At 70.1% G+C, this 11,945-nt stretch carries 10 protein-coding genes; 3 read left to right on the top strand and 7 right to left on the bottom strand.

Annotation, left to right across the window (positions count from 1 at the left end; all coding sequences use genetic code 11):
• Positions 1-48: 48 nt before the first annotated feature.
• Positions 49-306, bottom strand: coding sequence for a DUF397 domain-containing protein (locus tag OIC96_RS10295; protein WP_330308155.1), 258 nt, complete (start codon positions 304-306; stop codon positions 49-51).
• On the bottom strand, positions 303-1,139 hold the full coding sequence (locus OIC96_RS10290) for a helix-turn-helix domain-containing protein (RefSeq protein ID WP_330308156.1): 837 nt from the start codon (positions 1,137-1,139) through the stop codon (positions 303-305). Before OIC96_RS10290 ends, OIC96_RS10295 begins: the two co-directional genes overlap by 4 nt.
• 153 nt (positions 1,140-1,292) lie before the next feature.
• Here OIC96_RS10290 and OIC96_RS10285 point away from each other — a divergent pair, with 153 nt between their 5' ends.
• Complete coding sequence (locus OIC96_RS10285; RefSeq protein WP_330308157.1) at positions 1,293-1,724, top strand: ATP-binding protein; 432 nt, start codon at positions 1,293-1,295, stop codon at positions 1,722-1,724.
• A 199-nt stretch (positions 1,725-1,923) separates the two neighbouring features.
• A complete protein-coding gene (locus tag OIC96_RS10280; RefSeq protein ID WP_330308158.1) occupies positions 1,924-2,895 on the top strand; it encodes a helix-turn-helix domain-containing protein in 972 nt (323 codons plus the stop codon).
• Positions 2,896-2,909: 14 nt separating this feature from the next.
• Here the strand turns inward: OIC96_RS10280 and OIC96_RS10275 are convergent, their stop codons facing one another.
• Positions 2,910-3,989: an endo-1,4-beta-xylanase gene (locus OIC96_RS10275; RefSeq protein ID WP_330308159.1), complete on the bottom strand. Its 1,080-nt coding sequence runs from the start codon at positions 3,987-3,989 to the stop codon at positions 2,910-2,912.
• Between the two features lie 211 nt (positions 3,990-4,200).
• Between OIC96_RS10275 and OIC96_RS10270 the strand changes: the two genes are divergently transcribed.
• A complete protein-coding gene (locus OIC96_RS10270; protein ID WP_330308160.1) occupies positions 4,201-6,195 on the top strand; it encodes a calcium-binding protein in 1,995 nt (664 codons plus the stop codon).
• Positions 6,196-6,300: 105 nt separating this feature from the next.
• On the opposite strand, the gene OIC96_RS10265 is transcribed toward OIC96_RS10270, so the two are convergent.
• From OIC96_RS10265 to OIC96_RS10250, 4 genes are all read right to left on the bottom strand, one after another.
• Complete coding sequence (locus OIC96_RS10265; protein WP_330308161.1) at positions 6,301-7,107, bottom strand: ABC transporter permease; 807 nt, start codon at positions 7,105-7,107, stop codon at positions 6,301-6,303.
• 2 nt (positions 7,108-7,109) lie between these two features.
• On the bottom strand, positions 7,110-7,919 hold the full coding sequence (locus tag OIC96_RS10260) for an ABC transporter permease (protein WP_330308162.1): 810 nt from the start codon (positions 7,917-7,919) through the stop codon (positions 7,110-7,112).
• Positions 7,916-8,911, bottom strand: coding sequence for an ABC transporter ATP-binding protein (locus OIC96_RS10255; protein ID WP_330310331.1), 996 nt, complete (start codon positions 8,909-8,911; stop codon positions 7,916-7,918). The genes OIC96_RS10260 and OIC96_RS10255 overlap by 4 nt, the downstream gene beginning before the upstream one ends.
• 162 nt (positions 8,912-9,073) lie before the next feature.
• On the bottom strand, positions 9,074-11,938 hold the full coding sequence (locus tag OIC96_RS10250) for a glycoside hydrolase family 2 TIM barrel-domain containing protein (RefSeq protein WP_330308163.1): 2,865 nt from the start codon (positions 11,936-11,938) through the stop codon (positions 9,074-9,076).
• Positions 11,939-11,945: the final 7 nt, after the last annotated feature.

The following is an 11,945-nucleotide window of genomic DNA, read 5'->3' as shown; positions in this document are numbered from 1 at the left end:
CTCACACTGGACTGTTACCTAGGATGCCTAGGTAGCAGCCTAGTGCAGTCAGCTTCGGTTGTGCGCGGCGAATTCCACGAAGTCCGACCAGGCGGTGGGGGAGAGGGTGAGCTGGGGGCCGCGGGTGTTCTTGGAGTCGCGGATGTGGATGGTGGTGGGGCAGGTGGCGACTTCGACACAGTCACCCTCGCTGCCGCTGCTGTAGGTCGACTTGCGCCAGGAGAGGGCGACTTCGACGCAGTCGTCGCCTTCCGAGCCGCTGTAGCTGCTCTTGAACCAGGCAAGTTCGGTCGTGCTCGTGCTCATAGCGCCCCTCGCATTTGCTGGAGCAGGCTCGCCGTGTCCCCTGGGGTGAGAGCCTGTGAGCGCATCTTGGCATACCGCTGTTGGAGCACGCTGATCGCTTTACGGTCACTGATCAGGTGGCCGGTCTTCTGGCCCTCGGCGTACGCGAACCACTCGTTCTCCGGGGTCTCCAGCAAGTGCATGGGGCCGTCGAGGCCCGCGTGCACGGGTTGCCGCAGCGGCATCAGCTGGATCTCGACGTTCCAATGTCGCTCGTTCACGTCCAGCAGGTGGTCGATCAGATCCCGGGTGACCTCCTCGCCGCCGGTGTGCCGCTCCAGGATGGCCTGTTCGATGATGAAGCTGAACACCGTGGGCCGCTCCCGGCTCGTGCTGAGCAGCTCCTGCCGTGCGAGCCGGGCGGCCACGCGCTGCTCGACCTGCTCGTCGGTCGGCCGCAGCGGCACGCTCCACATCACCGCTCGCGCGTACGCATCCGTTTGCAACAGGCCCGGAATCAACCGGCATTCGTAGGTGTACAGGCTGATCGCCACTTCCTCCAGGTCCGCCCACTTCCGGAACCAGGACGCCAACCCGGGTTGTCGGCCGAGGTACTTGGCGGCCGCCCACAGGGCACCGAAGGCGTCCAGTACCTCCTCCGCCCGCTCGATGTAGACCCGCGGCGGCAGTCGCCTGCCCTGCTCGATCGACGCCACTGTCGACGGCTGGAACCGCACCAAGGGTGCGAACTCCTCCTGTGTCAGACCCGCCCGCTTGCGGAAGGCCTTCTGAACGGCCCCGAACGTCTTCAGGCTGTCCGACGGCTCGGGCTCATTCGTGGTGCTGTTGGTCATGCCGGGTACTCCCGAGTGCTGTGGTGCCAACCCCGCCAAGTCACCCATAGTTACGGACTGTTACCCTTACTGTCCACAGCGTGAACTCGTACGCCGCGCAGCGTACGAGTGGCGGACCTGGTCGACCGGCCTGCCCATGGGCACCGTTGACCCATGCAAGGAGACATCCGGGCCCAAGAAGCCGTCACCGTACGTACGTTCACGCAGCTCTTCAGCTGCACCCCGCGAGGGGCCCGGCTCGCGCGGCGGCTCGTCGAGCATCGGATGGACGCGTGGGGGTTCGCGTACGACGGGAACGCGAGCCTCGACGTGGCGCTCGTCGTCGCCGAGCTCGCCGCGAACGCCGTGCTGCACGGGCGGGTGCGTGGGCGCGACTTCCGCGTACGGCTGGTGCTGCGCGACGGGCTCGTACGTGTGGAGGTGGCCGACGGGCGGACGGACCGGCTGCCCGTGCTGCGGGCGTCGGCCGACGAGGGCGGCCGCGGGCTGCTGCTCGTCGCGGCGACTGCCGAGCGGTGGGGCGTGGAGCCTCGGACGGGCGCGCCGTACAAGGTCGTCTGGGCGGAGGTCCGGGTCGAGTGCTGACTCGGGACCCGGAGGGCAGTCGGCTGGAACCGTGGTGAGCGTTCCAGCCGACATTGCTCCCCCGCACACCAAGCTACGCACCCGACGCCCGGCCGAGTCTCCGATTCCCGCCCGCGGTGTCGCCGATTCGCGCCACGGAACCGGGCAACTATCGTTTACGTCAAGGGAGATGAGTTGTCGGTGTGTGAGGGGCGGCGCCATGAACGACGACGGTGCGGCAGGTGTCTTAGGCGCGTTACACGTACGCCGAGCCACCGTGGGCCAACTCCAGACCGCCGCTTCCTCGATCCTCGCGCCGCTCGCGGTGACCGCTCCGGGGGTCGACGGCTTTCACGCCGACATCGACGCGGCGGCGGTGGGGCGTGCGGCCGTGGCGCGGATCCGGGGCTCGGCGCATCTGGTCGCGCGGACACCCCGGGCGATCACGTCCACCGATCCCGAGCTGCTGAAGGTGACGCTGCACCGGTCGGCCTGGCCCGCCGCCGCGGACCAGGGCGGACTGCAATCCCGGGCGCACGGCGGGGACTTCGTGGTGTTCGACATGACGCGGCCGTACCGGCTCGCGGTCCCCGACGGCTGCGACGTGATGGCCGTCGGCATCTCGCGCACCGAGCTGGGCCGCCACGCCGACACCGTGGCCCGGCAGGCGGCCCGGCGGCTGCCGGCCGACGCGGGGGCGCAGGCGGTGCTCTCCGCGTTCCTGCTGGGCCTCGGCCGGCACCTCGACGAACTGACGGGACCGGCGCAGGCGCATGTCGGTGACGCACTGGTGTCCCTACTGATCGCGGCGTTCACGGATTCCGCCCCCGGCAGGATGGACACGGAGACGGACCTCGTGGACCGCATCCGTGTCTACACCCTGGCGAACATCTCCGAACCGTCCCTGTGCGTCGACTCGGTCGCCGCCGCGCACGGCATCTCGGCACGTCGGCTGCACCGCCTGTTCCACCGCACCGGCACCCCCTTCGCGGCCTGGCTCCGCGAGGAACGCCTCGAACGCATCCGCCGCGACCTGCTCGACCCCGCCCACGACGGCCGTACGGCGGCGGCGGTGGCCGCGCGCTGGGGCATCCACGACCCACGGCACCTCGCCCGCGCGCTCAAGGCGCACTACGGCCAGTCGGCGCGCGACCTGAGGCACGGGCGAAGGGAGCCGGGGCGTCCGTCGTGATCGCCGCGGGAGCGCTACGCGTTCGGATTGACCCCGTTCGACAGGCCCGTGTAGGCGGGCTTCGCCGCGTAGTTCTCGTCGTACGGGAGGGCGGCACCGTATCCGCTGAAAGTGCCCGGAATCCATGAGTACTTGTCGCTGACGCCCCACACGGTGACGCCCGCGCAGCGCGGGACGCCGAGGCAGTTCTCGCTGGCCGTCTTGTAGTCGGCGGACTGCTGGGCGAGTTCGGCGGAGGAGGCGGGGAGCGGGATGCGGATGTCGAGCTCGGTGACGGAGACTTCGAGGCCGAGGTCGGAGAACCGCTTCAGGTTCGCCTTCATGGTGGACGGCACCTGCCCGACCACGAAGTGCGACTGGAAGCCGATCCCGTTCAACGGCACGCCGTCCGCGAGAAGTTGCTTGGCGAGGGCGTACAGGGCGTCGCTCTTCGCGTTGTCCGCCTCGATGCTGTAGTCGTTGATGTACAGCTTGGCGGCGGGATCGGCGGCGTGCGCCCACTTCAGGGCGTTCGCGATGTACCCGGTCCCGAGCTTGTCCTGCCACAGCGAACCGCGCATCGAACCATCGTCGTTGAACGCCTCGTTGACGACGTCCCAGGCGTACACCTTGCCCTTGTAGCGCCCGACCTCGGTGTCGATGTGGCTCTTGAGGATCGAGTTGAGCTCGGACGCGGAGAAGTTCCCGTTCTTCAGCCAGGACGGCAACTGGGCGTACCAGGCGAGCGTGTGCCCCCGTACTCCTTGGTTGTGCGCGCTCGCATGGGCGACGAGCCGGTCGGCGGCGGCCCAGTTGAAGGATCCGCGGGTCGGCTCGACGGCATCCCACTTCATCGCGTTCTCGGCGGTCACCGAGTTGAACTCCCGGTCCAGCACGCTCGTGTACGCGGAATCGGAGGTGAGCGGTGTGTCCCCGACTGCCGCGCCGATCTTCACGCCACGCCCGTCCGCGTACCCGCGCAACGTGGTGGCGGCGCTGGCGTCGGGCGTGAGCTGTGGCAACGCGACGGCCGCCGCGGCGACGAGCACGCCGGCGGCGACGAGGGGGAGGGGACGGAGGCGACGGCGACGCCGGTGTGCGGGTGAGTGCGGCACGGCTGCTCCTCTACTCCTTGCGAAGTGGGATGGGGGTGTGCGGGTGCGGTGCTTTCCCTCTGTGTCGCCGCCGTGAGCGGAAAGGTTGCCGCGGGCCGGCCTCCTGTCGCGGCGGGTACCGTCACTCCGGGGGTGGATCTTCGGCACCCAGTGAGCCCAGCGCATGGCCCGGCGTACGGAGTGGTCGTACGGACGTGCGGATGCTGGGCTCATGTCCACCCTCACTTACCGGCATCCGTATCGCGCGCGCGTGGGGCGGGTCGCGTCGGCCCTCGCCGCGGCGCTGGCGCTCGTCATCGTCCTGCCCGGTGGGGCGGTCGCCGCGCCCGGCGATCTCGACCCCTCCTTCGGCAGTGGCGGCAAGCTCACCATCGACCGTGGCTACTTCGAGGAGGGGCAGGACGCGGCCCTCCAGCCCGACGGCAAGATCGTCACCGTCGGCACCGACCAGCAGGCCGGGTGGCTGACGCCCGACTTCTCCGTGACACGGCACAACGCCGACGGCAGTGCGGACACCTCGTTCGGCGACGCCGGCGAGACGGTCACCGACTTCGGCGGTGGCACGGACCAGGCGCAGGCCGTCGCGCTCCAGCCCGACGGAAAGATCGTCGTGGTCGGCCGCACCGAGGTGCTGCCGGAAGGCGAAGGAGGCTGCTGCTGGTTCACGGTGGCCCGTTACACGGCGGGCGGCAGCCTGGACACCACCTTCAGCGGCGACGGCTGGGTCCGCGCCGACTTCGGCGACAACGGCTCCTCGGACGCCCAGGCGGTCGCGGTGCAGCCCGACGGAAGGATTGTCGCCGCGGGCCAGACCGGCGGCCGGTTCGCGGTGGTCCGCTACGACACCGACGGCAACCTCGACACGAGCTTCGGCGGCACCGGCAAGGTCGTCACCCCCTTCGACCAGGGCGCGCTCGGAAACGACATGGCGCTCCAGCCGGACGGCCGGATCGTGGTCGCGGGCTACACCGGGAGCACCGCCTTCGACTTCGCGCTCGTCCGCTACAACACCGACGGCGGCCTGGACACCACCTTCGGCACGGGCGGCCGCGTGATCACCGACTTCGGCGACTACGACGTGGCACAGAGCCTCGGTGTCCAGCCGGACGGCCGGATCGTCGCCGCCGGATACAGCGGCGGCGACTTCGCACTGGCCCGGTACACCACCAGCGGCGGCCTGGACGCCACCTTCGGCACGGGCGGCAAGACCACCACCGACCTCGGCGGCAGCGCCGACCGGGCGAACGACATGGCACTCCAGTCCGACGGCCGGATCGTCGCCGCGGGCATCAGGAACACCGACTTCGCGGTGGCCCGCTACAACACCGACGGCACTGTGGACACCGGTTTCGGCACGGGCGGCCGTGCGGTCACCGACTTCGGCTACTACGACGAGGCGCGTTCCGTGGCCGTACAGTCCGACGGCCGGATCCTCACCTTCGGCAACACCGGTGACGACCGCGCCATGGTCCGCTACCTGGGCGGCAATGGCACCCCGCCGCCCCCGGACCTGTCGGTCGCCAAGTCCGGTACGGCCACGGTCGGCATCGGTGACCGGGCCACCTACACCGTGACCGTCACCAACAACAGCACCACGACCGCCGCCACCGGCGTCGCCCTCACGGACACGCTCACCGGCCCCGCCGCCACGGTTATCTCGGCCACGCCCGGCCAGGGCACCTGCACCACCACCGCCACCGGCGCGAACTGCTCCCTGGGCACGCTCGCCGCCGGCGCCCACACCACGGTGACCGTCGTCGTCGAACCCCGCGCCACCGGCACCCTCACCGACCGGGGCACGGTCACCGCCACCCAGACCGACCCCATCCCGGGCAACAACAGCGCCACGGCGACCACCACCGTCAACAACAGCCACGGCTGCACCATCATCGGCACCAGCGGCAACGACACCCTCAACGGCACCTACGGCAACGACGTGATCTGCGCCCTCGGCGGCGACGACACGGTCAACGCGAGCTTCGGCAACGACACGGTGTACGGCGGCTACGGCAACGACCGCCTCGACGGCAGCTACAGCGACGACACGCTGAACGGCGGCCCCGGCAACGACAACCTGATCGGCAACTACGGCAACGACAAGCTCAACACCGTCGACAGCGTCTCCGGCAACGACACCGCCAACGGGGGCCTAGGCACGGACACGTGCACGACGGACACGGGGGACACACGGATCAGCTGCCCCTAGGGCACATCAGGGCACAGCAGTGAGCGGGGCCCGGACCGGTCGGCGGTCGGGCCCCGCTGCCGTCACACCCGACCGCCACTCGCCCGCCGGCAGGGGCCGACGCGGTCAGCCATTGACCCCCGCGTAGTGGCGAAGGCCCCAGCGCCACAGCAGGCGGGAACCGAGGTAGGCGGCCACACCCAGCAGCGGGGATCCGGCGGCCAGCCAGTACGGCACCCCCGAGTCGCCGCCGTGACCGGTCAGCACGGAGACCGGGAAGTACGCGACGAACGCCAGCGGCAGCCCGTACGTGAGGAAGCCGCCGACCGCGCGCGGCAGCACATTGAGCGGATAGCTGCCGAAGGTGCCGAGCAGTTCCTCCAGCCAGCGGCCCCAGTAGTCGGCGGCGGGAAAGCGCAGCGAGGCACAGGCCACCACCGTGAACAGCGCCGCCTCAAGAAGCATCCCGCCGAGCACGCAGACGACGAGATACGAGATCCGGGCGGCGTTCCAGTCCAGGTGACTGCGGCCGATCGCGCCCGCCATCAGGCCGGCCGCCACCGTCAGGTCGCCGATCGCGTTGGTGGGGAAGTGGGACAGCTGGAGCTGGCGGTGGACCGGCATGGGGCGGACGAGGTACGTGTCGATCACGCCCTCCTGGATGCGGTGGCCGAGGCCGTGCACGCGGCCCAGGAAGAGCACGAAGAGACCGTGCGCCACCAACCGCGTCGCCGCGATCAGCAGCACGTCCTCGCTCGCCCAGCCGCCCATCCCGGTGAACCGGGTGAGCAGCACCGTCGCGAACACGATCACCGACACCTGCCAGACCGCGCCGATCGCGATCATCATCAGGAACTCGGAGCGGTACTCCAGTTGCGCACGGAAGTTGAGGCGCGTGATACGCCACACCACCCGCCAGGGTTCCAAGGACATGGTCAGCCTCCCTGCGAGATCACGCGCCGGGCGGCGCGCCGCCACAGCAGTCGGGTGAACAGGGCGAGCGCCACCACCCAGGCGGCCTGCACGGCGAGCTCCGGGCCCGCGTCGGACAGCGGGATCCGGCCCACGTACAGCGAGAGCGGCACACTGAGCGTCGCCTGGAACGGCAGGAAGCGGCTGAACGTGATGAACCAGTCGGGGAAGAACCACAGCGGCGCGTACACCCCCGACAGCAGGTTCTGCGCGAAGATCAGGATCATGATCGCGACGTCGTTGCGGAGCGTCCAGAAGCACAGCTGGTCGATGACGAGCATGATGTAGTACAGGACCCACTGGCCGAGCAGCACGCTCAGCGCGAACACCCCCGCCACGGCGGCCGACTCGGGGGGTTGCACGACCCCGGCGGCCAGACAGATCGCGTAACCGGTCAACGCCCAGGCGAATCCGTACAGTTGCTCGCCGAGCGCGCGCAGCGCGTAGTAGCGCTGTGGTGGCAGCGGGCGCAGATACCAGTACACGATCGTGCCGAAGTGCATGTGCTGCTGGACGGTGTCCCGTCCCGAGTACTGGTCCAACTCCCTTATCCGGATGGCCAGTACGGCGAGGACGGCATAGGTGACCGCCTGGTCGCGGCTCATCCCGGCCGTGCTGCCGGTCGACGCGTACAGGCCGCGCCACAGCGACGCCACCAGCACCACCTGCACGGTGAGCCGGAGCAGCGCGGCGGTCATCCGGGGCGGGGTGTGCAACTCGCCCAGCGGAGTGACCCGCGCGGTCCGCCAGCCCCGGGGAAGGGTGATGCTCATGCTGCCTCCGCCTGGACGTAGGCCGCCCGCATCACGTCCTCCAGATCGGCCTCGTCCACGGCGACATCGGTCACCTCGTACCGCTCGATGACCTGCTTCAACGCCTGGTGGACGGTGGGCGCGGTCGCCCCGTCGGGCCCGAACACGACCCGCGCTCCCTCACGCCGCAGCACGGCGATCCCGGGCAACGGCCCGACGGGCGCGAGCGGATCGGCCAGCGTGGCCCGCACCTGCCAGGTCGAGCCGAACTTCCGGCGGATCTCGTCGAGCGTGCCGTCCAGGACGAGCCGCCCGTGGTTGATGAGCACGACCCGCTCGGCGAGCCGCTCGACCTCCGTCATGTCGTGCGTGGTCAGCAGTACCGTCCGGCCGCGCTCCTCCACCTGGTGCTTGAGGAAGCCGCGCACCTGCTCCTTGACCACCACGTCCATGCCGATGGTGGGCTCGTCGAGGAACACCACGGGCGGGTCGTGCAGCAGCGACGCCGCGAGATCGCAGCGCACCCGCTGGCCCAGGGAGAGATGCCGTACGCGGGTGTCCCAGAAGACGGAGAGTTCGAGCAGCTCGTCGAACTCACCGAGCCGGACGCGGTGTTCGCTCTCCGGCACTCCGTAGATGTCGCGGAGGATCGCGAACGACTCGCGCACCGGGAGGTCCCACCACAGCTGGGTGCGCTGCCCGAACACCGCGCCGATGTTGCGCGCGTTGCGCTCGCGCTCCTCGTACGGGACCACTCCCGCGACGCGGGCCTCGCCGGACGTCGGGGTGAGGATGCCGGTGAGCATCTTGATGGTGGTGGACTTGCCCGCGCCGTTCGGGCCGAGCAGCGCCAGCAGCTCGCCGGGCGCGACATCGAAGCTGACGTCGGCGACGGCCTCCTTCGCGACGCGCTCGGGCTTGACGAGGGACTGGAGGGCACCGGTGAACCCGGGGCGGCGGACGGTGGTGTGAAAGGTGCGGGAGAGGCCGCGGACTTGGATGCTGCCGTTCACGGTGTTGTCGCGGTTCACAGCATTCATGTCGTTAACCCCTTTGCACCGTGCACCTTCTGCGTGTGATTCATACGGTTCACCCCGTTCGGGGCGAACGCGACGCGGGACGCGAGCGCGGCCGGACGGCAGAAGAGCCGTCCGGCCGCGGGGCGTAGGTGAGGATCAGTCATGGATCTCCGAGAAGACGAACGAGAACTCCGCGGGAGCGGCTCGCAGTTGGTACTGAGGCAGCGCACCGGGGCCGCACGACTGTGAACCGATGCCCTGCTGGCCGTGGTCGAGGTTGACCCAGACCGTGTCGCCCGGCGCCAGATCCGTCAGATGCTCGGCGGCGTCGAGCTGCTCCGTCGTCCAGCGGCGCGCGGTGAACCAGAAGCATGGATCACCCTCGACACGCAGTCCACCGATTTCCGCCCAGCGGACGTCCGCCCGCGCGCCGTTCTCCTGAGGGCGGACGTAGGGCGTCTGCAGCTCGTCGACCGTCGACTCCCAACGCCCCACCATGGAAGCGGACTTGGTGTCCGGATACCCCTCGCCGGGACCGCCGCCGAACCACTTCACCCGGTCCGCCGAGCTCGCCAGCCCCAGCCGGATCCCGAGCCGCGGCAGCGGCAGCGTCCAGTCACCCTCGGGTGACACGGACACCGTCAGCAGCAGCCGCGTCCCGTCGGACGTCCACCGGTACACCGTGCGCAGGCCCACCTCCCAGGCGGCGGGCGCCACCCGGGTGCGTACGGTCAAGGCGTCGTCGCCCAGTTCCACCGCGTCGAGCCGGTGCCGCATCCGGTGCAGGCCCAGCTTGCGCCAGAGCAGGCCGTAGCGGGCGTCCGGCTGCCAGGGCGCGCCGTTGTCGTTGTCGGTCGGCGCCCGCCACACATCCAGGCGGAGTCCGGTGACGTCGACCCCGCCGATCGTCCTCAGCGCACCGGTGCGGGCGTCGAAGGCGGCCGGGCCGAGCGTGATGACCTGCTCGCCGGGCACCGGACCGTCGGACCGGGCGACCTGCGTCAACGCACCGTCATTCAGCGGCAGTTGGACCCAGGCGACCTGATGACCCCGCGGGCCCCACGCGGTGTCGGCCGCGAGTACGGCCCGTACCGTCCACTGCGTCTCGGCCCCCCGCCCGTCCACGGGCGGCGCCGGCAGCTTCACCTCCGCGGACTCGCCCGGGGTGAGCGCGGGTACCGACAGGGCGCCCGTCTCGACCGTCTCGCCGTCGACCTGGTACGACCACTCGAAGGCGAGGCCGGCGAGGTCGGCGAAGTCGTAGGCGTTCTGGACCCGCACGGTTCCGGCCGGCCCGTCGCCGTCGATGCGGACCGGCTCGATCACCTTCTTGTACTCGACGAGCCCCGGCGACGGCGTCCGGTCCGGGAAGACCAGTCCGTCGCAGACGAAGTTCCCGTCGTGCAGTTCCTCGCCGAAGTCACCGCCGTACGCGAAGGTGTACCGCTCGTCCTTGATGCCGTGGTCGATCCACTCCCAGATGAAGCCGCCCTGGACGCGGTCGTACGCCTCGAAGAGGTGCTGGTAGTCGGCGATGCCGCCCGGGCCGTTGCCCATGGCGTGCCCGAACTCGCAGAGGATGAAGGGGAGTTCGCGCCGCTTCAGCCCCCCGCCGTCCAGGCCCCGGCCGATGCGCTCGACCTCGGCGTGGTCGGCGTACATCCGTGAGTACATGTCCGTGTCACGGCAGTCGATGTCACCCTCGTAGTGGATGAGCCGCGAGGTGTCCCGGCCGCGGATCCACTCGGCCATGGCGGTGAGCCCGCGCCCGGTGCCGGCCTCGTTGCCGAGCGACCAGATCACGACGGACGGGTGGTTCTTGTCGCGCTCGACCATCCGGGCGGTGCGGTCGAGCAGCGCCGGGGTCCAGCGGTCGTCGTCGACGGGGTTGTCCCGCCACGCCTGTTCGGTGAAGCCGTGGGTCTCCAGGTCGCACTCGTCGATGACCCACAGACCGTACTCGTCGCACAGGTCGAGGAAGGCGGGGTGCGGCGGGTAGTGCGAGGTGCGGACGGCGTTGATGTTGTGCCGCTTCATCAGCAGCACGTCCTCGCGCATGGTCTCCAGGTCGAGGGCGCGGCCCTTCTCCGGGTGCCACTCGTGCCGGTTGACGCCCTTGAAGAGGATCGCCCTGCCGTTGACCTTGATCAGACCGTCTTCGAGCGCGACCGTGCGGAAGCCGATCCGCAACGGGACGCGCTCGCCCTGGGTGACCAGTTCGCCGTCGTACAGACGGGGCGTCTCGGCCGTCCAGGGCCGCGCCGGCACCGTCACCGGCTCGCCGGTCGCGACATCGATGTCCAGGGCGGGCACGAGGACCCGCCCGTCGACGTCGGAGTCGACGCGCAGCGTGCCCTCACCGGCGAGGTGGTCGTAGGAGGCGTGCACGAAGAAATCGAGCGCGCTGCCCGCCGGACGGTGCAGCAGGGTGACGTCCCGGAAGATGCCGGGCAGCCACCACTGGTCTTGGTCCTCCAGGTACGAGCCCGCCGACCACTGGTGCACCCGGACCGCGAGCACATTGCCGCTGGGCTTCAGCAGGTGCCCGACCGCGAACTCGTGCGGCAGCCGGGAACCCTTGAACTCGCCGATGTCCGTGCCGTTCAGCCAGACCCGGGCACAGGACTCGACGCCGTCGAAACGCAGCACCGCACCGCCGTCCGAGGGCCACTCGGACGGCAGGTCGAAGGTGCGCACATGGTCACCCGTCGGGTTCTCGGTCGGCACGCGCGGCGGGTCGACCGGGAAGGGGTAGAGGTGGTTGGTGTAGATCGGTGAGCCGTGTCCCTGGAGGACCCAGTGGCCGGGGACGGAGACCTCCGCCCAGTCCCCGGCGTCGTACCCCTCCGCGGCGAAGGAGTCGTCCTCGGCGTCGACGGTCGCCGAGAGACGGAAGCGCCAACTGCCGTTCAGCGACAAGGACGTGGCATCCGAGGACGCGTACCAGGCGCGCGGCGGCAGTGCACCGCTGCCCGGCGAGACGTCCTCGACATAGTCAGTGGCGGTGGTGCGGAAAGACATCGGTCTC

The organism is Streptomyces sp. NBC_00775 (assembly GCF_036347135.1).
GTDB lineage: Bacteria > Actinomycetota > Actinomycetes > Streptomycetales > Streptomycetaceae > Streptomyces > Streptomyces lutosisoli.
This window is presented reverse-complemented; position numbering and strand designations above follow the sequence as displayed.

Bases quoted from the DNA above. Each gene is read 5' to 3' on its own strand.
- OIC96_RS10295 (WP_330308155.1), bottom strand. From the start codon at position 306: ATGAGCACGAGCACGACCGAACTTGCCTGGTTCAAGAGCAGCTACAGC.
- OIC96_RS10290 (WP_330308156.1), bottom strand. From the start codon at position 1,139: ATGACCAACAGCACCACGAATGAGCCCGAGCCGTCGGACAGCCTGAAG.
- OIC96_RS10285 (WP_330308157.1), top strand. From the start codon at position 1,293: ATGCAAGGAGACATCCGGGCCCAAGAAGCCGTCACCGTACGTACGTTC.
- OIC96_RS10280 (WP_330308158.1), top strand. From the start codon at position 1,924: ATGAACGACGACGGTGCGGCAGGTGTCTTAGGCGCGTTACACGTACGC.
- OIC96_RS10270 (WP_330308160.1), top strand. From the start codon at position 4,201: ATGTCCACCCTCACTTACCGGCATCCGTATCGCGCGCGCGTGGGGCGG.
- OIC96_RS10265 (WP_330308161.1), bottom strand. From the start codon at position 7,107: ATGTCCTTGGAACCCTGGCGGGTGGTGTGGCGTATCACGCGCCTCAAC.
- OIC96_RS10260 (WP_330308162.1), bottom strand. From the start codon at position 7,919: ATGAGCATCACCCTTCCCCGGGGCTGGCGGACCGCGCGGGTCACTCCG.
- OIC96_RS10250 (WP_330308163.1), bottom strand. From the start codon at position 11,938: ATGTCTTTCCGCACCACCGCCACTGACTATGTCGAGGACGTCTCGCCG.